Source organism: Pseudomonas sp. CC11G (assembly GCF_056174845.1).
In genome coordinates, this window is sequence record NZ_JBWBZC010000004.1 from 338169 (window position 1) to 358286 (window position 20118).

The 20118-nt window shown below is 61.6% G+C and carries 18 protein-coding genes and 2 pseudogenes; 13 read left to right on the forward strand and 7 right to left on the reverse strand.

Annotated elements, in window-relative coordinates:
• The first annotated feature begins 193 nt into the window (after nucleotides 1-193).
• From AC0V2S_RS07860 to AC0V2S_RS07885, 6 genes and pseudogenes are all read left to right on the forward strand, one after another.
• Nucleotides 194-1681, forward strand: a complete 1488-nt coding sequence (locus tag AC0V2S_RS07860; protein ID WP_475509263.1) for an aldehyde dehydrogenase — start codon at nucleotides 194-196, stop codon at nucleotides 1679-1681.
• Nucleotides 1682-1703: 22 nt separating this feature from the next.
• On the forward strand, nucleotides 1704-3083 hold the full coding sequence (locus tag AC0V2S_RS07865) for an aspartate aminotransferase family protein (RefSeq protein WP_475509264.1): 1380 nt from the start codon (nucleotides 1704-1706) through the stop codon (nucleotides 3081-3083).
• Between the two features lie 241 nt (nucleotides 3084-3324).
• Nucleotides 3325-4299 carry an ABC transporter substrate-binding protein gene (locus tag AC0V2S_RS07870; RefSeq protein ID WP_475509265.1) on the forward strand — a complete coding sequence of 325 codons (975 nt, stop codon included), beginning with the start codon at nucleotides 3325-3327 and terminating at the stop codon, nucleotides 4297-4299.
• Nucleotides 4300-4378: 79 nt separating this feature from the next.
• Complete coding sequence (locus AC0V2S_RS07875; RefSeq protein WP_475509266.1) at nucleotides 4379-5182, forward strand: ABC transporter permease; 804 nt, start codon at nucleotides 4379-4381, stop codon at nucleotides 5180-5182.
• Between the two features lie 20 nt (nucleotides 5183-5202).
• A pseudogene (locus AC0V2S_RS07880) lies at nucleotides 5203-6005 on the forward strand (ABC transporter ATP-binding protein).
• Nucleotides 6006-6153: 148 nt separating this feature from the next.
• Nucleotides 6154-7783: pseudogene (locus tag AC0V2S_RS07885) on the forward strand (GMC family oxidoreductase).
• Between the two features lie 119 nt (nucleotides 7784-7902).
• Here the strand turns inward: AC0V2S_RS07885 and AC0V2S_RS07890 are convergent.
• From AC0V2S_RS07890 to AC0V2S_RS07915, 6 genes are all read right to left on the reverse strand, one after another.
• Nucleotides 7903-9243 (reverse strand): hemolysin family protein, encoded by a 1341-nt coding sequence (locus AC0V2S_RS07890; protein ID WP_475509267.1) that lies wholly within the window; start codon nucleotides 9241-9243, stop codon nucleotides 7903-7905.
• 112 nt (nucleotides 9244-9355) lie between these two features.
• Nucleotides 9356-10654 (reverse strand): phosphate regulon sensor histidine kinase PhoR, encoded by a 1299-nt coding sequence (gene phoR, locus AC0V2S_RS07895; RefSeq protein ID WP_475509268.1) that lies wholly within the window; start codon nucleotides 10652-10654, stop codon nucleotides 9356-9358.
• Nucleotides 10655-10672: 18 nt separating this feature from the next.
• Entirely contained in the window at nucleotides 10673-11362 is a 690-nt protein-coding gene (gene phoB, locus AC0V2S_RS07900; RefSeq protein ID WP_475509269.1) for a phosphate regulon transcriptional regulator PhoB, read from the reverse strand.
• 87 nt (nucleotides 11363-11449) lie between these two features.
• Nucleotides 11450-12340: a 4-hydroxybenzoate octaprenyltransferase gene (ubiA, locus tag AC0V2S_RS07905; RefSeq protein WP_475509270.1), complete on the reverse strand. Its 891-nt coding sequence runs from the start codon at nucleotides 12338-12340 to the stop codon at nucleotides 11450-11452.
• A gap of 16 nt (nucleotides 12341-12356) precedes the next feature.
• Nucleotides 12357-12920, reverse strand: coding sequence for a chorismate--pyruvate lyase family protein (locus AC0V2S_RS07910; protein ID WP_475509271.1), 564 nt, complete (start codon nucleotides 12918-12920; stop codon nucleotides 12357-12359).
• Nucleotides 12921-12991: 71 nt separating this feature from the next.
• Nucleotides 12992-13759, reverse strand: coding sequence for a substrate-binding periplasmic protein (locus tag AC0V2S_RS07915; RefSeq protein WP_475509272.1), 768 nt, complete (start codon nucleotides 13757-13759; stop codon nucleotides 12992-12994).
• Between the two features lie 368 nt (nucleotides 13760-14127).
• On the opposite strand from AC0V2S_RS07915, the gene AC0V2S_RS07920 reads away from it, so the two are divergent.
• The 7 genes from AC0V2S_RS07920 to AC0V2S_RS07950 all read left to right on the forward strand — a co-directional run bounded on the left by AC0V2S_RS07920 (nucleotide 14128) and on the right by AC0V2S_RS07950 (nucleotide 18555).
• Nucleotides 14128-14793 (forward strand): glutathione S-transferase family protein, encoded by a 666-nt coding sequence (locus tag AC0V2S_RS07920; protein ID WP_475509273.1) that lies wholly within the window; start codon nucleotides 14128-14130, stop codon nucleotides 14791-14793.
• Between the two features lie 164 nt (nucleotides 14794-14957).
• On the forward strand, nucleotides 14958-15125 hold the full coding sequence (locus AC0V2S_RS07925; RefSeq protein ID WP_475509274.1) for a rubredoxin: 168 nt from the start codon (nucleotides 14958-14960) through the stop codon (nucleotides 15123-15125).
• A gap of 165 nt (nucleotides 15126-15290) precedes the next feature.
• Entirely contained in the window at nucleotides 15291-15458 is a 168-nt protein-coding gene (locus AC0V2S_RS07930; RefSeq protein ID WP_457436795.1) for a rubredoxin, read from the forward strand.
• A gap of 73 nt (nucleotides 15459-15531) precedes the next feature.
• Nucleotides 15532-16680, forward strand: coding sequence for an NAD(P)/FAD-dependent oxidoreductase (locus AC0V2S_RS07935; RefSeq protein ID WP_475509275.1), 1149 nt, complete (start codon nucleotides 15532-15534; stop codon nucleotides 16678-16680).
• Nucleotides 16681-16868: 188 nt separating this feature from the next.
• Nucleotides 16869-17141, forward strand: a complete 273-nt coding sequence (locus AC0V2S_RS07940; protein ID WP_108095210.1) for an HU family DNA-binding protein — start codon at nucleotides 16869-16871, stop codon at nucleotides 17139-17141.
• Between the two features lie 198 nt (nucleotides 17142-17339).
• Nucleotides 17340-17735 carry an SCP2 sterol-binding domain-containing protein gene (locus tag AC0V2S_RS07945; protein ID WP_475509276.1) on the forward strand — a complete coding sequence of 132 codons (396 nt, stop codon included), beginning with the start codon at nucleotides 17340-17342 and terminating at the stop codon, nucleotides 17733-17735.
• A gap of 79 nt (nucleotides 17736-17814) precedes the next feature.
• A complete protein-coding gene (locus tag AC0V2S_RS07950; protein ID WP_475509277.1) occupies nucleotides 17815-18555 on the forward strand; it encodes a hypothetical protein in 741 nt (246 codons plus the stop codon).
• A gap of 107 nt (nucleotides 18556-18662) precedes the next feature.
• Here the strand turns inward: AC0V2S_RS07950 and AC0V2S_RS07955 are convergent, their stop codons facing one another.
• Entirely contained in the window at nucleotides 18663-20063 is a 1401-nt protein-coding gene (locus tag AC0V2S_RS07955) for an HDOD domain-containing protein (protein ID WP_475509278.1), read from the reverse strand.
• Between the last annotated feature and the right edge of the window lie 55 nt (nucleotides 20064-20118).

A 20118-nucleotide genomic window follows, 5' to 3' on the forward strand; every position in this document is an offset into this window, starting at 1 on the left:
CCAAGGTCGCTCCTACAAGGATCGCGTTGATGCTGAAAAGCGAGATGCACGGTTATCTCGCATTCGGCACCACCTTGGTGCGCCCCAAAGCAGCTTTTTCATATACCCCGAAGACATTTTTAATAATTTTCCTATCCAGCCCGTTCCGCCACCATCGCTCTCACCAAAAGGTTATCGGCGAGAGGGCGACGGGGTGTTTGAGCTAACTGACTGGCAACAACGGGCTGGCGCCATGCGTTTCCCAACGCAGGCGTTTATTGGCGGGCAACACGTGCCAGCACAGTCCGGGGCGACTTTTGCAGCGATTAACCCGGCAACGGGCGACACGCTGGCCCAGGTTGCCGCCTGCAGCGATGTGGATGTGGATGCTGCCGTTCGTGCGGCGCGTCAGGCATTCGAAGCCGGGGTCTGGTCCCGTCGTTCTCCTACCGAACGCAAGGCGGTGCTGCTGCGCCTCGCTGAACTGATTCTGGAAAACCGCGAAGAGCTAGCCCTGCTGGACTCGCTGAACATGGGCAAGCCGGTGATGGATGCCTACAACGTCGACGTACCGGGCGCCGCTGGCGTAATCCGTTGGTACGCCGAAGCGCTGGACAAGCTCTACGACGAAATCGCCCCCAGCGCGCACAACGTGCTCGCCACCATCACCCGTGAAGCCCTGGGTGTGGTCGCCGCCGTAGTGCCGTGGAATTTCCCGCTGGATATGGCCGCCTGGAAACTCGCCCCGGCCCTGGCTGCCGGTAACTCGGTGCTGCTCAAGCCGGCCGAGCAATCGCCGTTCTCGGCGCTGCGTCTGGCCGAGCTGGCGCTGGAAGCCGGTATTCCGGCCGGTGTGCTCAACGTGGTGCCGGGCCTGGGCGAACACGCCGGCAAGGCCATGGGCCTGCACCCGGATATCGACTGCCTGGCGTTCACCGGCTCCACGGAAGTGGGCAAATATTTTATGCAGTATTCCGCTCAGTCGAACCTCAAGCAGGTGTGGCTGGAGTGCGGCGGCAAGAGCGCCAATCTGGTGTTTGCCGATTGCGATCTGGACCTGGCGGCGGAGAAAGCCGCGTTCGGCATCTTCTTTAACCAAGGCGAAGTGTGCTCGGCCAACTCGCGCTTACTGGTGGAGCGCTCGGTGCACGATGAGTTCGTTAAGCGTCTGGTCGCCAAAGCCCAGGGCTGGCAGCCGGGTGATCCGCTGGACCCGAAAAGCACCACCGGCGCCATCGTTGAAGCGCGGCAGACCGAGCGGGTGATGAGCTATATCCGTGGCGCCCACGAGCAAGGCGCGCAGCTGGCGTGTGGCGGCGAGCAGCTGACGTTCAACGGCTCCAACAACTTTATTCAGCCGACCATCTTCACCGGCGTAACGGCAGATATGCGCCTGGCGCAGGAAGAGGTGTTCGGCCCGGTGCTGGCGGTGATTCCGTTCGACAGCGAAGAAGAAGCCGTGCGCCTGGCCAACGACAGCATCTACGGCCTGGCCGCCTCGCTGTGGACCGACAACCTGCACCGCGCCCATCGGGTGGCCAAGCAATTGCGCGCCGGCACCGTATCGGTCAATACCGTCGATGCGCTGGATGTGACGGTGCCGTTTGGCGGCGGCAAGCAATCCGGTTTTGGCCGCGACCTATCCCTGCATTCGTTCGACAAATACACCCAGTTGAAAACCACCTGGTTCCAACTGCGATAAGAAAAGATCTGGAGACATTTAGATGACTGCCCCGACGCCCAAACGCGAAACCAGCGACTACCAGGCCTCTGACGCCGCTCACCACATCCACGCCTTTCTCGACCAGAAAGCGTTGAACGCCGAAGGGCCGCGGGTGATTGTGCGCGGTGAGCGTTTGCACCTGTGGGACAACGACGGCAACAGCTACCTCGACGGCATGTCCGGCCTGTGGTGCACCAACCTCGGGTATGGCCGCCGCGACCTGTCGGCCGCCGCCACCCAGCAGATGGAGCAGCTGCCGTACTACAACATGTTTTTCCACACCACCCACCCGTCGGTGGTGGAGCTGTCCGAGCTGCTCTTTAGCCTGCTGCCGGGCCACTACAGCCACGCGATTTACACCAACTCCGGCTCCGAAGCCAACGAGGTGCTGATCCGCACCGTGCGCCGTTACTGGCAGATTCTTGGCAAGCCCGAGAAGAAAATCATGATCGGCCGCTGGAACGGTTACCACGGCTCCACGCTCGCTGCCACGGCCCTGGGCGGCATGAAATTCATGCACGAGATGGGCGGCATGATTCCCGATGTCGAGCACATCGACGAGCCGTACTGGTACGCCCACGAGGGCAACCTGACCCCGGCTGAATTCGGTCTGAAAGCGGCGCAGCAACTGGAAGAGAAAATTCTCGCGCTGGGCGCCGAGAACGTCGCCGGCTTTATCGCCGAGCCGTTCCAAGGTGCTGGCGGCATGATCTTCCCGCCGGAAAGCTACTGGCCGGAAATTCAGCGCATCTGCAAGAAGTACGACGTGCTGCTGTGCGCCGACGAAGTGATCGGTGGGTTTGGCCGCACCGGCGAATGGTTCGCCCACGAATACTTCGGCTTCGAGCCCGACACCCTGTCCATCGCCAAGGGCCTGACCTCCGGCTATATCCCCATGGGCGGTCTGATTCTCAGCAAGCGTATGGCCGAAGTACTGGTAGAGCAGGGCGGCGTATTCGCCCACGGCCTGACCTATTCCGGCCACCCGGTGGCGGCGGCCGTGGCCATCGCCAACCTCAAGGCGCTGCGTGATGAAGGTGTGGTCACCCAGGTGAAAACCGACACCGGCCCGTACCTGCAAAGCTGCCTGCGCGAAGTGTTCGGCAACCACCCGTTGGTGGGCGAAATTCAAGGCGCCGGCCTGGTCGCCGCGCTGCAATTTGCCGAAGACAAAGCCACCCGCAAACGCTTCGCCAATGAAAACGACATCGCCTGGCGCTGCCGGACCATTGGTTTTGAAGAGGGGCTGATTATTCGCTCCACTTTGGGCCGCATGATCATGGCGCCGGCGCTGGTGGCTACCCGTGGTGAGCTGGATGAGTTGGTGGCCAAGACGAAGCGTGCGGTGGACCGTACGGCGCAGGAGTTGGGTTTGCTTTGAGATTCTGGATCCCTGCCTGCGCAGGGATGACGGTGGTCTTCTCAAAACCTCCGTCATTCCTGCGAAGGCAGGAATCCAGGTGCGAGGAACCCGCAGGTAACACCAGCAAAGATTTTGTGTGCAACACCGCAGAACAAGAACCCCGCCCAACAGAGGCCGGGTCACGGAATACCTTGGCCGTTGGCCATTACTGCCCCGCAATTCAATCAATAACTAAGCCATCAGGCTGTGGGAGTGTTCCATGCGTAAGTCCTTGCTCAAGCGTGTCTCGCTGTCCCTCGTTTTAGCCGCCGTCGCCACTGGCGCGCAGGCTGGCAAATTGTCCATCGGTCACACCACCTGGGTGGGCTACGGCACCCTGTACCTGGCTCGCGATCTGGGCTACTTCAAAGATGCCGGCCTGGACCTGGAACTGACTACCATCGAAGAAGCCTCGATGTACATGGCCGCCCAGGCGTCGGGCAAGCTCTCCGGTTCGGCGTCGACCATCGACGAAATTCTCAAATACCGCTCCAAAGACTTCTGCTTCAAAACCGTGGCCGCGCTGGATGAAAGCCATGGCGGCGACGGCATCGTGGTCACCAAAGACATCAAGAGCATCAAAGACCTCAAAGGCAAATCGGTGGCCGTGAACGAAGGTTCGGTGTCGCAGTTCTGGCTGTCTTACCTGCTGAAGAAAGAAGGCATGAGCATGGCCGACGTCGAGGTGCAGAACATGACCGCCGATGACGCTGCCGGCGCCTTTATCGCCGGCCGTATTCCAGCCGCCGTGACCTGGGAACCGAACCTGACCATGGTCAAGCAGAAGGGCACCGGCAACGTGCTGGTCGACAGTTCGTCGACCCCTGGCGTGATCGTCGATGTGGTCGCGCTGTCGTGCGATGTGATCGAAAAACAACCTGAGGATGTGAAAGCCCTGGTGGCCGGTTTGTACAAAGCCGTGCAGTACACCAAGGACCATCCAAAAGAGGCCTACACCATCATGGCCAAAGGCGTGGGCGGCTACCTGTCCAAGCCTGAAGACCTGGCAGAAGCGGCCAAGGGCGTGAAGTTCTACGACCAGCCGATGAGCGAAAAACTGCTCGGCACCCAAGGCAAACCGGGTGACATCGCCGAGATCATCAAGATGGCGAATGAAACCTGGAGCGAGCTGCAGGGCAAGCCTTTCACCGTCAGCTATGACGACCTGGTCGACACCTCGTTCGTCACGCCGTAACGCCTTTCACGCTGCGTGTTCCGGCACGCAGCGTGCTTCTCTCTGCCTTGTTTTCCCTGCCTTATGTGGAGGTGGCGTTGTGGCCACTACTCGTTCCTGGATCAACCGCTGCCTGACCCCCAAGGTCGGCTTGCCGGTGAAAATCGTTTTTGCTGCCAGCACCCTGTGCTGGTTGGCGGTACTCGGCCTGTGGGTCGGCCTGTCGTATGGCGGCGTGGTGCCGACCATGTTTTTGCCCACCCCCGGTGCGGTGTTCGACGCCGCCGTGCGCCTGACCAACGATGGCACCCTGGCCAAACACGTCGGTGCAAGCCTTGAGGTGGTGCTGATCGGCTTTGCTATCTCTTCCCTGGTCGCGGTGCCGTTGGGCCTGCTGATGGGCAGCTTTCGTATCGTGCAGGCGTTCCTCGAACCCCTGGTGAACTTTATCCGTTACCTGCCGGTAACCTCGTTCGTGCCGCTGTTCATTCTGTGGATCGGCATCGGCCTGGAGCAGCGGGTGGCGGTGATTATTTTCGGCACCTTCTTCCAGCAGCTGGTGATGATTGCCGACGTCTCCAAAGGCGTGTCCAAGGACCTGGTGAACGCCAGCTACACCCTCGGCGCCACGCGCCGTGATGTGGTGTTCCATGTACTCGGCCCGGCATCCCTGCCCGGCGTGCTCGACACCCTGCGCGTGACCATGGGCTGGGCCTGGACGTACCTCGTAGTTGCCGAACTGGTGGCTGCTTCCAGCGGCTTGGGTTACATCAGCCTGAAGGCCATGCGCGGTTTTCAGGTGGACGTGATTTTTCTCGCGATTGCCATCATCGGCCTGCTGGGCCTGATCACCGACCAACTCTTCCGTCTGCTCCGCCTGAGGATTGCCGCATGGGCACAATAGCCTCCACCAAGCCCTACATCATGCCGGCCCTCACCGAGTACGCGGCCGTGGAAAGCCGCCTGAAAGTCGAGGGTGTGAGCCTGCGCTATCAGTCGCCAAGTGGTGAGACGTTTACCGCGCTGGATAACGTGTCGTTCGAAGTACCGGATCAGCAATTTGCAGTCATCGTCGGCCCGTCGGGCTGCGGTAAATCCAGTTTGCTGTACCTCACGGCGGGTCTGTCCGAGCCGAGTGATGGCGCCATTTATGTCGGCGGAAAAAAGGTCGAAGGGCCCGGCGCCGATCGCGGCATGGTGTTCCAGAGCTACACGCTGTTTCCCTGGCTGACGGTGCGTCAGAACATCGAGTTCGGCCTCAAACGTCGCGGCCTGCCAGGCGATGAGATCAACACCATCGTCGAGTTTTATCTCAACGAAGTGGGCCTTGCCAAGTTCGCCCAGCATTACCCCAAGCAGCTCTCCGGCGGCATGATGCAGCGCGTGGCCATTGCCCGGGCGCTGGCCAACGACCCGCAGATTTTGCTGATGGACGAACCCTTCGGCGCCCTCGACAGCCAGACCCGGCTGCAGATGCAGCAGCTGTTGTTGCAGGTGTGGGGCAATGCGAAGAAGACCGTAGTGTTCGTCACCACGATATCGACGAAGCCATTTTGCTGGCCGACCGCATCTACGTGATGGGCGCGCGGCCGGGGCGGATCAAGGAAGTGTTGGACGTGCCGATTGATCGGCCGCGCTCCATGGACGTGGTGATGGAGCCGGAGTTTATCCGGATGAAGCGGCGGATTCTGGAGCTGCTGCACGATGACCTCGCTGAGGTTCACTAACACCACTCTTCCCACCCCGACACCGTCATTCCAGCGCAGGCTGGAATCCAGAATTTTGCAGGAATACGTCGGTGGTTCTGTAATCACCGCACCTGGATCCCGGCCTACGCCGGGATGACGGTGGTTTTGGTATAGACCGAGGCCATCCATGTCCGACTCAAGTTACGACTACATCATCGTCGGCGCCGGCTCGGCCGGTTGCGTATTGGCCAACCGCCTGAGCGCCGACCCCGCCGTGCGTGTCTGCCTGCTTGAAGCCGGTGGCAGCGATGCCAGCCCACGGGTGCAAACCCCGGCCGGCACCATCACCTTGTACAAGAGCAAAATCTTCAGTTGGAATTTCTTCTCCACGCCGCAGAAAGAACTCAACAATCGCCGCTTGCACACGCCACGGGGCAAGGCCTTGGGCGGCTCCAGTTCCATGAACTCGATGATCTATATCCGTGGCGACGCCTCGGACTATGACCGTTGGGCCGAGCAGGGTTGCGCCGGCTGGAGCTGGGCCGACGTGCTGCCGCTGTTCAAGAAATCCGAAGGCAACCTGCTCGGGCAAAACCCGGCACTGCACGGCACGCTGGGCGAGTTGCTGGTGGACCGTGCCCGTGATCCCAACCCGCTATCGGCGCTGTTTGTAAAAGCGGCCGCGCGGGTCGGCATCAAGACCAACGAAGACTTCAACGGCGGCGATCTGGAAGGCGCCGGCATCTACAACCTCACCCAGAAAAACGCCAAGCGTCTGTCGGCTTACCGCGCCTTCGTCGCGCCGATCAGTGATCGACCGAACCTGACGGTGCTGACTGGCTGCAACGTGCAATCGCTGCAGTTCGAAGGTACTCAAGTGCGTGGCTTGAACCTGCTCAAGGACGGCCAGCCGGTCACCTTGAAGTGCAGTCGCGAAGTGATTTTGTGTGCGGGCTCACTCGGCTCGCCGCAGATTCTGCTGAACTCCGGCATCGGCCCGCGCGCCGAGCTGGAAGCCGCTGGTGTGCCGGTGGTGTGCGATTCGCCGGGCGTCGGCAAGAACCTGCAAGACCACCTCGACGGCCTGATCACCGTGCGCTCGGCCAGCCCGCTGACCCTCGGGTTTTCCTGGGGCTCACTGGGCAGCATTCTGGCTTCGCCGTTCAAATACCTGCTGCAGAAAAAAGGCTGGCTCACCACCAACTACGTGGAGGCCGGCGGCTTCGCCCGCACGCCGTTAGCGGATGCATTGCCGGATGTGCAGTTTCACTTTGTGCCGGGCTATCGCAGCCACCGTGGGCGGTTGTTCGAGTGGGGCCATGGCTACGCCGTGCACACCTGCGTGCTGCGGCCGAAATCGATTGGCGAACTGCGCTTGAGCCCGCAGCGGGAACTGGAGATCGACTACAACTTCTCGCCGATATGGACGACGCCAAGGTGCTGATCGAAGGCCTCAAGCTGGCGCGCAAGGTGCTGGCCGACAGCAGCTTCGACGGCTTGCGCGGCAAGGAAATGTTGCCCGGCGCCGAGGTGCAGAGCGATGAGCAGTTGATGGCCTATATCCGCGAATACGCCGCCACCGTGTTCCACCCGGTGGGCACCTGCAAGATGGGTGTGGATGCCATGAGCGTGGTGACGCCGCAGCTGGAGGTGATTGGTGTGCAGGGGCTGCGGTGGCCGATGCGTCGATCATGCCGACGCTGATCAGCGGCAACACCAATGCGCCGTGCATCATGATTGGCGAGAAGGCGGCGCAGATGATTGTGGCGGGGAAGGTGACGAAGCTCGCCACCCAAGACACCGTCATTCCCGCGTAGGCGGGAATCCAGTGGTCCGGCAATCCGGGGCGGTGATTGCCGAATCACCGACGTTCTCCTGCAAAATTCTGGATCCCGGCCTGCGCCGGGATGACGGAGGTTTTGACTGAAAGCTGGGTTTAATCCAGCTTCACAACCTTCGCCAGAATCACCTTCGGTCCTTTCATCTTCTTGATGATGATGCGCAGGCCTTCTACGTCGAGCACTTCTTCCTCTTCCGGCATGCGGTTGAGGGTTTCGTAGATCAGCCCGGCCAGAGTTTCCGCTTCGATATGGTCCAGGTCCACGCCCAGCAGGCGCTCGACTTTGAACAAAGGCGTGTCGCCTCGCACCAGCAGTTTGCCGGGCTGGTAGGCGAGGATGCCGCGCTCGGCTTTGCGGTGTTCGTCCTGAATATCGCCGACCAGCGCTTCCAGTACGTCTTCCATAGTCAGGTAGCCGATCACCTTGCCATCAGCTTCTTCCACCAGGGCGAAGTGCGAGCCGCCTTTGCGGAATTCTTCCAGCAGGGTGGATAGCGGCATATGCCGGGTTACGCGCTCCACGGGCATCATCAGGTCACTGATTTTCAGCGACGAGGGCAGCATTTCCAGCAACGACAGGTGCAGCAGCAAATCCTTGATATGCAGCACGCCGACGAATTCTTCGGTCTCTTCGTTGTACACCGGGTAGCGGCTGTACTTGTGGCGGCGGAATACGGCGAACACTTCGTGCAGCGCGGCATTCAGGTTCAGGTACACCAGGTCTTCACGGGAGTTGGCCCAGTCGACCACTTCCAGCTCGCCCATTTCCACGGCCGAGGCCAGTACGCGCATGTCCTGGTCGCTCGGGTCGCTGGCGCGGCTGGAGTGCAGGATCAGTTTCAGTTCGTCGCGGCTGTAGTGGTGTTCGTGGTGCGGGCCGGGCTCACCTTGGCCGGCGATACGCAGAATGGCGTTGGCGCTGGCGTTGAGGATAAAGATGGCCGGGTACATGGCCCAGTAGAAGAGGTACAGCGGCGCGGCGGTCCACAGCGACAGCAGTTCCGGCTGGCGAATCGCCCAGGATTTGGGGGCCAGCTCACCCACCACGATATGCAGGTAGGAAATGATAAAGAACGCGGTGAAGAACGCGATGCCGTGCACCAGTTGCGGCGAGTCGACGCCCAGGCTGTGCAGCAGCGGGGTCAGCAGTTCGGCGAACGCCGGCTCACCGACCCAGCCCAGGCCCAGCGATGCCAGGGTAATACCCAGCTGGCAGGCAGACAGGTAAGCGTCGAGTTGGTTATGCACGGTGCGCAGAATATGGCCGCGCCAGCCGTTTTTGGCGGCGATGGCGTCAACGCGGGTGGCGCGCAGTTTGACGATGGCGAATTCGGCGGCAACGAAGAAACCGTTGAGCAGAACCAGCAGAAGTGCGAAGAGGATAAGGCCGAAGTCGGCGAAATACGTGGCGGCGTCGTAACTAGGGGAAGGGTCCATAGGGGTGGTTCAGAGTGTCCAATGTGTCAGTTAGTGGTCGTGCGTCAGGCACGGCCGAATCAGCAGACTAGCCGCTCGCGAGGCGCTTGCCCAGCGTTGAGCGGTGGCCGGGTTAGCGTCTGACCACCTGGGCCGGCGCAAAGTGGCAAGTAAATGTGCTGCCTTTGCCCGGCACGCTGCTGATATCCAGGCGTGCGCGGTGGCGCAGCAGTACGTGCTTGACGATGGCCAGGCCCAGCCCGGTGCCGCCGGTATTTGAGGCGCGGCTGGAGTCCACCCGGTAGAAACGTTCGGTCAGGCGCGGCAGGTGCTTGGCGTCGATGCCGATGCCGCTGTCCTGCACCGACAGGTGCGCGCCGTGTTCGTCAGCCCACCAGCGCACACGAATTTCGCCGTTGTCGGGCGTGTACTTCACCGCGTTGAACACCAGGTTGGAAAACGCACTGCGCAGCTCCGCTTCGCTGCCTTTCAGACGAATGCTGTTGTCGGTTTCCAGGGTGATGCGGTGGCGGTCGTTGGACAGCGCCTGGGCATCGCCCTTGATCGAGAGCAGCAGCAGGTCGACGGCGATCGGCTGGTTGTCGGAGGGGTAGTCCGTGGCTTCGAGTTTGGCCAGCAGCAACAGGTCGTTAAGCAGGTTCTGCATCCGCCCGCCTTGCTGCTGCATTTGTTGCAGCGCACGCAGCCAGCGGGGGTTCACGTTTTCGACGTTATCCAGCAGGGTTTCCAGGTAGCCGGAAATAACCGTCAGCGGCGTGCGCAGCTCGTGGGACACGTTGGCGATAAAGTCCTTACGCATCTGCTCCAGCTGGTGCATGCGGGTGATGTCGCGCACCAGCATCAGGTGCTCGCCGTTGCCGTACTGGGTGATATGGAACTGCAGGTGCATGCGGTCGTTGACCGGCGAAATCAGCTCCAGCGGCTCGGTGTGGGTGGGCAGTTCGAAATAGTCTTTGAAGCGCGGGTGGCGCACCAGGTTGGTCACCGGCTGGCCGCTGTCTTGCGGGGTTTTCAGACCCAGCAGGGTTTCCGCAGCGCGGTTCCACCATTCCAGGTTGCCGTCGCTGTCGAGCATGACCACGGCATCGTTCAGCGCGGCGGTGGACTCCTGCACACGGTCGATCACCGCTTGCAGACGGCCGCGCACGCGTTGGTCGCGGCGTTGCAGGTGGTAGATGCTGTCGAACACCTCGCCCCACAGGCCGTAGCCATCAGGCGGCGGCTGGTCGGTCTGGTGGTGCTTGAGCCAGTTGTGCAGGCGCAGCAATTGGGCGAGGGTCCAGCCCAGGTAGGCGCCAAGGCCCACCACCAGGCTCCAGGCATATTCACCACTGATCAGGCCCACCAGCAGGCAGCCGGCGATCAGCAGTAACAAGCGGCGGATAACTACGCCACGCCAGTCTTGATTCACTCTGGGTTTTTTCCCGAACTAGCTTTTGGTGGAGAAACGATACCCGGTGCCGCGCACGGTTTGTACCAGGTTCTCGTACACCTCGCCCAAGGCCTTGCGCAGGCGGCGGATATGCACGTCGACGGTACGCTCTTCCACATACACGTTGCCGCCCCACACCTGGTCCAGCAACTGGCCACGGGTGTAGGCGCGTTCCTGGTGGGTCATGAAGAATTGCAGCAGGCGGTATTCGGTGGGGCCCATGTCGGCGGGTTTGCCGTCGATGGTGACGCGGTGGCTGATCGGGTCGAGCAGTAGGCCGCCGACTTCGATTGGGGTATCGGTGTCGCCGGTGCCGGCGCGGCGCAGCACAGCTTTGAGGCGCGCCACCAGCTCACGGGGGGAGAACGGCTTGGTGATGTAATCGTCGGCGCCCACTTCCAGGCCCTGGATCTTGTTGTCCTCTTCACCTTTGGCAGTGAGCATGATGATCGGGATATTCCCGGTCAGCTCATCACGCTTGAGGCGACGGGCCAGCTCGATGCCGGAGGTGCCAGGCAGCATCCAGTCGAGCAGGATCAGGTCGGGCTTGCGATCGACGATGATGGCGTGGGCTTGCTGGGTGTTTTCTGCTTCCAGGCACTCGTACCCAGCCATTTCCAGCGCGACGGCGATCATTTCGCGAATCGGCGCTTCGTCATCAACGATCAGGATGTTCTTGCCAACCATGGAGCAAACCTCGGGTCGTTTAATCTGTCTTGCGCCGCATTAGATAACGGAATTATTGCAGCTGTGTGACAGAACGTTGCGCCACCGTCAGCGCGCGGCGAAGTCCACGGCGATACCGACCAGAATCGCCAACCCCGCCCAATGGTTATGCAGGAACGCCGCAAGACACACCTGCGGCTCGCGCTGGCGGGTACTCCAGAACTCCCAGGCAAAGCAGCCGGCGGCCACGAACAGGCCCAGCAGAAACCAGATGCCCATCGTAAAACGGGCGCCGGCCAGGGCCAGGCAGAGCAGGGCGATGCCTTGCAGGGTGAGGATGATCACCCGGTCGGCGTCGCCAAACAGGATGGCGGTGGATTTAACGCCGATCTTCAGATCGTCTTCGCGGTCGGCCATGGCGTAGTAGGTGTCGTAGCCCACGGTCCAGACGATATTGGCGATAAACAGCAGCCACGCGGCGGTCGGCACTTCACCGGTTTGCGCGGTAAAAGCCATCGGCATGCCCCAGGAAAACGCCGCGCCCAACACCACCTGCGGGTAGAAGGTAAAACGCTTCATAAACGGGTAGGTGGCGGCAATCGCCAGGGCGCCGAACGACATCAAAATGGTGGTGAGGTTGGTGAACAGCACCAGGATAAAACTCAACGCCACCAGCACCGCGAACAGAATCAGCGCTTCTTTGGGCGTGACCTTGCCAGTAGCCAGCGGCCGGCCTTTGGTGCGCGCCACATGGCCGTCGAAGTTACGGTCGGCGTAATCGTTGATCACGCAGCCGGCAGAGCGCATCAGAATTACCCCGAGCACGAAGATCAGCAGATTGCCCAGCGAGGGCACGCCCTTGGCGGCAATCCACAATGCCCACAGCGTCGGCCACAGCAGCAGGTAAATGCCGATGGGGCGTTCCAGGCGCATCAACTGGATAAAGTCGAAGGCGCGCGGGTGAAGGTAGTTGAGCGATTGCAGCAGGCGGGTGTACATCGAGCGCAGCTCCTGGTCAGCGGTGAGAAGGCAACGGCACGCCAGCGGCGGTCCACAGCGGCGGCAGAAACACTTCGGCCACCAGCACGCTCAAGCCGTCGCGGCTAAAGCACGAACGCCGTGCCCACAACTCTGCAGCGCTGACATCGGCCGGCAGCCAGTGCTGAGGATAACGGCACACCTGCATGGGGCCACGGCTGAAGGCCTGGTCGCTGAACAACAACTCGCCAAGCGAGCGGCTGCCCAGTTCGTCCATATGCAGGTCCGAGTCGATCAACTGGCTGCGCGTGGCCACGCTGCGGGCAAACACCCAGGGCTGGCCATGACCGCGCAAAAACACTTCGCGCACCCAGCCGACGCTGCCTTCACGAGCATTCAGCGCCTCGCACTCGTCGCTGCGTAGGGTTTGCCAGCTTTCGTTCAGGGGCGTGACGCTAAAGGCATCGTTGGACAGGGCAATCAGGCGGCGGGTCAGCGAGCCGTCATCGAACAACCAGTCGAGCACCGTTTCAGACGGCGCGGGTTGCAGTTGAGCGGCGGTGAGCCAGGCGGCGGTATCGGCGAAAGAGGCGTGCGGCACGGCAGAGACATCGGCGGCAAACGGGGCGGCGAGCTTAGCATGTTTGCCGTTTCAGGCCCCCCGGCTGGCCTTTACTTTGCCTCGTAGGTGGCGGTCCAGCGCGCCGGCTCCAACTGCTGGTCGCTCAGCGCCTGTTGCACTTCACGGGCCTTGAACATGCGCCGCAGCGCGCGGTTGAACGGGCCGGTCAATTGCACATCGGCCTGTTTGCTGAAGGCCAGGTGGTAATTGCGCCCGTTGTCGCCCATTACGTATCGCACCTGGTCTTGCAGCCCGTTGCGTTGCAGCAGGCTCATCGCCACGTCGCGGTTCATGTACACGGCATCCAGTTCACCGGCGAGCATTCGGCGTACGTTGGCGAGGTCGTCCTGGCTAAGTTGGATGGTCAGCCCCAGCATTGACTTGACCCGCTCCAGCGCCTCGGAGCTGCTCGACGGGCCGAACACGCCGATGCGATAGCCGTTCAAACTCTTCAGCCCTACGTAGCTGCGCGTATCGCTACTGCGAACCAGATAGCCCCACTCGGTGTGCAGCAGCGGCAGGCTGAAGCTCAGCCATTGCGCACGGTCGCGCTCCCAGCTGACCACAAACAGGCCGTCCAGCTTGCCCGCTTCCACCTCGGCCTTGGAATCTTTCCAGGCTTGCACCTTGAAACTGCATTCGATCTGCGCCTCGCGGCACGCCTGCCGAACGATATCGGTAACCGCCCCGCTGGGCTGGCCGTCTTTCACGGCAACGAAGGGCACGAACTCGGCCGCGGCGAACGACAACGTCGCCGCGCTCAAGCCTTTGTCTACCCAGCCCAGGAGCAATGCCAGCACAACTAACTTCTGCCACATACCACGCCCTCCTTGTGAAATGACGAAAAGGGCGGGAGAGCAATAAGCATTCCAAATGCTGTCGAGCTAGACAGGAATATGATTATTTGCGGTGATAAAAGGGATGCTGAATTTGTCAGGAATGCGCTGGAGACGACTGATATAGAGGCCTTCCGTTGGCGGGAAGGAAAAGCACCGCGCGCGATTTGAAGCTGCCGTGGCTGGCAGCTTTTTTCGTCGCTTGGCTGTTTTAGGGTGAAGGTGCACCGAAACGGATGCGCGCGGCGTTGTCATGCGCCTATCCGGGCGCCGGCCTGGCGCCGCGCGCGGTTTGTGGCTAACGTCGGCACGGTGCGCTCGACTAACAACAGCCTCCCGGGGAGCGATCCATGATCACCGTCCACCACCTGAACAACTCGCGCTCGCAGCGCATTCTCTGGCTGCTTGAAGAACTCGGCGTCGAGTACGAGATCAAGCGCTACCAGCGCGATCCCAAAACCATGCTGGCGCCGCCCGAGTTGCGTGCCGTGCATCCGTTGGGCAAGTCGCCGGTGATTACCGATGGTGACCTGACCCTGGCCGAGTCCGGGGCGATTATTCAGTACCTGGCAGAGCAGTACGGTCAGGCGCTGCTACCCGCCGCCGGTACGCCCGAGCGCCTGCGGTGCAATTACTGGCTGCATTTCGCCGAAGGCTCGGCCATGCCGCCGCTGTTGCTCAAGCTGGTGTTCGACACGCTGGAGCGCGCGCCCATGCCGTTCTTTATCAAGCCGATTGCCCGTGGCATCTCCAGCAAGATGAAAGGCACCTATATCAACCCGCAGCTGCGCCAGACCCTGGATTACCTCGAAGGTGAGCTGAGCAAGAGTGAGTGGTTTGCCGGTGACAGTTTCAGCGTCGCCGATATCCAGATGAGCTTTCCGCTGGAGGCGGCCGCCTCGCGCGCCGGGCTTGACGCCAGTCGGCCCAGGCTCAAAGCCTTTCTCGACCGTATCCATGCGCGCCCCGCGTATCAACGTGCACTGGAACGTGGCGGCGAGTACGCGTATGCCTGAAAGCGTCATTCAGGCACCCAGCCAAAGGTTTGAGGTGCCCGATGGCGCTTGATTACTGGCGCTTCGATCAGTACAAAGCCGGGGGAGCCTAGCGGCATTTTCAACCATCGACCGCTGTGCCCAGTAGCCTGAAGAGCAGCCTGAAGAATTGAGGTAGTAGCAAAATGAAGAAGTGGCAATGTGTGGTCTGTGGCCTGATTTACGACGAGAGCATGGGTTGGCCGGATGAAGGCATCGCCGCCGGCACCCTGTGGCAAGACGTCCCGGAAGACTGGCTGTGCCCGGACTGCGGCGTCGGCAAGCTGGATTTCGAGATGATCGAAATCGCTTGATTCGCGCTTGAGTGTTTTGGAAGCGGCGACCCTCGGGTCGCCGTTGTCGTTTCTGCAGCCTGCTCTACACGCCAAACCATGGGCTGGCTGACGCCTTGGGTTATTGGCCTTGCCAGGCAATTGCGGTAGGGTCGCTGGCACATTTGGCCCCAGGGGTGAACCGTGATGCGCAAATGGCAATGTGTGGTGTGTGGCTTTATCTACGACGAAGCGCTGGGCTGGCCGGACGACGGCATCGCCCCCGGCACGCGCTGGGAAGATGTGCCAGAAGACTGGCTGTGCCCGGACTGCGGCGTCGGCAAACTGGATTTCGAGATGATCGAAATCAACTGAGCCCATTCGCGAATTTCCCTTTCTTCGGCAGCGCTGTGTGGCGCCTGTCTTTGTACGTTTTCAGGAGTGAGTCATGTCTGCACCCGTGGTGATCATCGGCACCGGCCTCGCCGGCTATAACGTGGCCAAGGAATTTCGCAAACTCGATGCCCAGACCCCGCTGCTGCTGATAACCGCCGATGACGGGCGCTCCTATTCCAAGCCGATGCTGTCCACCGGTTTTGGCAAAAACAAAGACGCCGACGGCCTGAGCATGGCCGAGCCCGGCGCCATGGCCGACCAGCTCAAGGCCGAGATTCGCACCCATACCCGCATCACCGGTATCGACCCGGGCCACAAGCGCCTGTGGATCGGCGAAGAAGCTGTGGAATACCGCGATCTGGTGCTGGCCTGGGGCGCTGAAACTATTCGCGTACCGGTGGAAGGCGACGGCGCCGATGCGGTGTTCCCGATCAACGACTTGGAGGACTACGCGCGCTTTCGTACGGCCGCCAATGGCAAGAAACGCGTGCTGGTGCTGGGTGCCGGGCTGATCGGTTGTGAGTTCGCCAATGACCTCAGCGCCGGTGGCTACAGCGTCGAGCTGGTTGCCCCGTGCGAGCAGGTGATGCCGGGGCTGCTGCATCCCGCCGCCGCCGCCGCCGTACAGGCCGGTCTGGAAGGTTTGGGCGCGCGTTTCCACCTGGGCCCGGTGTTGGCCAGCTTGCAGCGCAGCGCTGATGGGCTGGAGGCGCATTTGTCAGACGGCGTTGTGGTGCCGTGCGATGTGGTGGTGTCTGCCGTGGGGTTGCGTCCGCGCACCGATCTGGCCTCCGCTGCCGGCCTGACCATCAACCGTGGTGTGGTGGTGGACCGCCAGCTGCGTACGTCCCACGCCAATATCTTCGCCCTCGGCGACTGCGCGGAAGTGGATGGCCTCAATCTGCTTTACGTAATGCCGTTGATGACCTGCGCCCGTGCCCTGGCGCAAACCCTGGCCGGCAACCCGACTGCCGTTACCTACGGCGCGATGCCGGTGCAGGTCAAAACCCCGGCGTGCCCGGTGGTGGTCTCGCCGCCGCCGCGTGGCACCAGCGGTGAGTGGCAGGTGGAAGGCAGCGGCGCTGACATCAAGGCGCTGTGCCGTGACGCCGAAGGCCGCCTGCTGGGCTACGCCCTGACCGGTACGGCCGTGCAGGATAAGTTGGCGCTGAATAAGGAGCTTCCCGCGCTTTTGGCGTGAATGGCGTCCGTTCTGTCGGATAAATCACGAAGTTGCCCGGTAAAACTGCCGGACACGACTGGCGCGCCTCTCGGGAGCGTGCCATTCTCCCCCGGGTCTGCCGCAGCGCAGAGCTGTTGCGGCGTCTTATAGCGCTGCTGGTTGGCAGCACGGACACAAAAACAAAAAACCGTCTAAGGGGCTTTTTTATGCGTAAACCGGAACTTGCCGCGGCTATCGCGGAGCATGCTGATCTGACCAAAGATCAAGCCAATCGTGTACTCAATGCTGTATTGGAAGAAATCACTTCCGCCCTGAACCGCAAGGACAGCGTAACGCTGGTGGGCTTCGGCACTTTCGTACAGCGTCACCGTGGTGCCCGTACCGGGAAAAACCCACAAACCGGCGAGCCGGTAAAAATCAAAGCCAGCAACACCGTCGCGTTCAAACCAGGCAAATCCCTGAAAGACGCTGTGAACTGAGCCGCGTACGCCCGGGGCTGAAATTGGCTCCGGGCGAACTTCCCCGCAAAGTGTCAGACAATCCCGCCGTTAGCTGCACAATCGCTGCAAATCCCCGCCAAAACCCAGCAAAAGGCTAGCTGTAGTCAGCCATGCAAACGGCTACAATGCGCCGCTATTCCAACCAGCCGTTCCCATTATTAGGTGAGGCCAGCGCGCATGAAATTTCGTTTTCTCCTCTGGATGCTGGGCCGCATGATGGCCAAGGCCAGCCAGACCAATCCCGCGTTTCAGCAGCAACTCGAAGGCCGTGATTTGGTGTTCCAACTGCACACTCTGGATGGCAAGGTGGCCCGCCACTTCATCGTCAAAAACCAGCGCCTGACCAGCAAACGTGGCACCGCCACCCAGCCGGACTTCGCCTTGGGCTTCAAAGATGCCGACTACGGTTTCGCCACCATGAGTGCCAAGAACAAGCAGTTGGCGTTTATGCAGGGCATTCAGAACAAAGACATTCAGATCCAGGGCAACCCCGCGCTGGTGATCTGGTTCCAGGGCCTGACCAAACACATCATGCCGAAGAAGAAAAAAGCGGCTGATAAAAAGGCTGCCTGAGTCTCGCTATGCCGCACGGCTGCTGGTTTGCCTGCGGCGCTTCCGCTAGGCTGGGATGAGTCTTTATGGAATCCCAGCCATGCGCGCCCCTCTCGTTCTTTCCCTGGTTCTGCTGACCTCACAGGCGTTCGCCGAACCAAGCAAACCCGCCGCTTTCACCCAGGTTTTCGAACTCGCCGGCATTCGCTTGCTTTGTGAGCAGAGCGGCCCGCTGGTGCAGCAAGGGTTGTCCGAGGCCCAGCAGAAGAAAGTGGAAACGGCCTTTAGCGCCGATACCCTGTGTTCCGACCTGGCCAAACGTCTGGCACCCAAACTCACGGCCGAGCAGGTCGAGCAGGCCGCCACGCTGCTGGACAGCCCGTTGGCCCAGCGCTTTACCGTGGCCGAGCGCGGCGTGGGTGAGGGCGATGGCGGCAATGGCCTGGCCAAGTACCGCGAACAACTGGCCAGCAAGCCGCCGCGTGGTGAGCGGGTCGCGTTGGTGCGCCGTCTGGACAAGGCCGCGCACACCACGGAACTGGCCACGCTGCTGCGTTACGAAGTGGGCAAAACCCAAGCCCTGCTGGCGCTGCGTGCCAAAGGGCAGAACCTCAGCGAAGAGAAACTGAGCAGCGCCACGGCCAACCAAGTGGAGCCGCTGCGTGCGTCCAGTGCCCAGGCGGTGGAGTCGTTCATGCTGTATGCCTACCGGCAGATGCCCAGCGGCGAGTTGACCGACTATGCGGCGCTGTACGAACAGCAGCCGGTAAGCCAGCTGCTGACGGCGGCGTTGAAGGAGTTGCCTGCGGTATTTGCCGATCGGCGCGCGGCTTTGAAATAACCTTCAGAAGATCAAAGGCATCGAGGCTGAAGCCTCTCCCACAGTGGATCGCGAAATCCTGTGGGAGAGGCTTCAGCCTCGATGCTTTTTGATGGGTGCAGCAGAGCTTACGCGTGGAACTGCGACGCCAGTTCACGCAGCGCCGTTTCCGCTTCCAGCACCTTGTTGATCGCATCGTTGGCTTTCTCGCGAGAGAGGCCGAGGCGGTCGAACAGGGCTTGCGGAATCTCGGTCTGCGGGCCGGAGCCGATGCCGCGGTTACGCAGCAGACGCACCGCCAGGCACACCAGGTTCGGGTAGGCCGAGTGCGCGCCTTCGTAGTCCGGGTCGTGCTGGAAGCGCAGTGCGGTGGCCAGCTCGTCCGGCATGTCCCAGAAGCGCATCAGCCACGAGCCGATCTGTTCGCGGGTGATCCCCAACAGATGCTGCTCGATGTAGCTGTGGTCCAGATGCGGGTTCACTTCCAGATGACGGCAAATCAACGAGAAGTGCGGCGGGAACACATGCGCCAGCACCAAGTAGCCGAAGTTGTGCAGCAGGCCGGCCAGGTACGTCAGGCCAGCTTCCGGACGTTGGGCGCGTGGCATGGCGCGGGTCAGGCCTTCGATGACGGCGGCGGTGTAAATCGCTTGGTGCCAGTACGGCGTGGCCTGTTGCGGTTGGTCTTTAGGCAGGGCCAGGGTTTTACCCAGCGCCAGGCCCAGGGCCAGGTTGATGACCAGATCGAAGCCCAGCACGCGCACGATGGCGTCTTCGACTGAGCGAATCTTGCCCGGTGCGGCGTAGTACGGCGATGCCGCCCAGCTCACCACTTGCGCGGCCAGGGCCGGGTCGGTTTCCACTACGCCAGTGATGTCATCCACGGTGGCATCGGGGTCGACGCGCAGCTTGATGATCTTCTGCGCGGTTTCTGGCAGCGGCGGAATTTCGATGGTTTCTTCGAGGCGTTGCTGAATGCGGCGCGCGGTGAACGCTTGCACGGCCTGGGTGATTTCCGCGCGGTCGTCGTCCGGGCGGTCGAGGTTCGGTCGGATGCTGCTCAGTGGCTCGCCGAAGCGCGCGGCGCTGGCTTTGCCGAGCAGGGTTTTGTAGGCATCACGCGGGATTTCCAGCAGCACACCGGCCTGGCCGGATTCGATCACCAGGGTCGGCGCCAACAGCAGTTGTTCGTCATACAAGCACGGCGAGCTGGTCAGCGGCGGCAGGGCCGGCAACAGGGTCAGGCTGTGCTTGGAGAGCATGCGTTCCTGGCGCTCGGGTTTGACGGCGGCGAGTTTGCGGCCAGTCAGTTCGGCGAGGCGGTTGAGGTCGAGCAGTTGGCTGTGCGGGTAGAGCACCAGCAGGGCGCCGATGGCGTCATCCAGCAGTACCGCCTGAACGCGCTGGGCGAGGGCCAATTTGGGTTGTTCGTAGCACACCTGGTAGGGAACGCTGAGCTTGTCGAGTAACTGAAGAATCACCATCGGCGGTTGTGGCGAGGTGTCGGTGGCGAGGGCTACTTCCGTCATGAGCGTGCGTCCGGTGCGAAGGTTTGGCCCGAGTATAACCAGCCAAGATTATGAC

Bases quoted from the DNA above. Each gene is read 5' to 3' on its own strand.
- AC0V2S_RS07865 (WP_475509264.1), top strand. From the start codon at position 1,704: ATGACTGCCCCGACGCCCAAACGCGAAACCAGCGACTACCAGGCCTCT.
- AC0V2S_RS07870 (WP_475509265.1), top strand. From the start codon at position 3,325: ATGCGTAAGTCCTTGCTCAAGCGTGTCTCGCTGTCCCTCGTTTTAGCC.
- AC0V2S_RS07890 (WP_475509267.1), bottom strand. From the start codon at position 9,243: ATGGACCCTTCCCCTAGTTACGACGCCGCCACGTATTTCGCCGACTTC.
- phoB (WP_475509269.1), bottom strand. From the start codon at position 11,362: ATGGTTGGCAAGAACATCCTGATCGTTGATGACGAAGCGCCGATTCGC.
- ubiA (WP_475509270.1), bottom strand. From the start codon at position 12,340: ATGTACACCCGCCTGCTGCAATCGCTCAACTACCTTCACCCGCGCGCC.
- AC0V2S_RS07915 (WP_475509272.1), bottom strand. From the start codon at position 13,759: ATGTGGCAGAAGTTAGTTGTGCTGGCATTGCTCCTGGGCTGGGTAGAC.
- AC0V2S_RS07920 (WP_475509273.1), top strand. From the start codon at position 14,128: ATGATCACCGTCCACCACCTGAACAACTCGCGCTCGCAGCGCATTCTC.
- AC0V2S_RS07925 (WP_475509274.1), top strand. From the start codon at position 14,958: ATGAAGAAGTGGCAATGTGTGGTCTGTGGCCTGATTTACGACGAGAGC.
- AC0V2S_RS07930 (WP_457436795.1), top strand. From the start codon at position 15,291: ATGCGCAAATGGCAATGTGTGGTGTGTGGCTTTATCTACGACGAAGCG.
- AC0V2S_RS07935 (WP_475509275.1), top strand. From the start codon at position 15,532: ATGTCTGCACCCGTGGTGATCATCGGCACCGGCCTCGCCGGCTATAAC.
- AC0V2S_RS07940 (WP_108095210.1), top strand. From the start codon at position 16,869: ATGCGTAAACCGGAACTTGCCGCGGCTATCGCGGAGCATGCTGATCTG.
- AC0V2S_RS07945 (WP_475509276.1), top strand. From the start codon at position 17,340: ATGAAATTTCGTTTTCTCCTCTGGATGCTGGGCCGCATGATGGCCAAG.
- AC0V2S_RS07950 (WP_475509277.1), top strand. From the start codon at position 17,815: ATGCGCGCCCCTCTCGTTCTTTCCCTGGTTCTGCTGACCTCACAGGCG.
- AC0V2S_RS07955 (WP_475509278.1), bottom strand. From the start codon at position 20,063: ATGACGGAAGTAGCCCTCGCCACCGACACCTCGCCACAACCGCCGATG.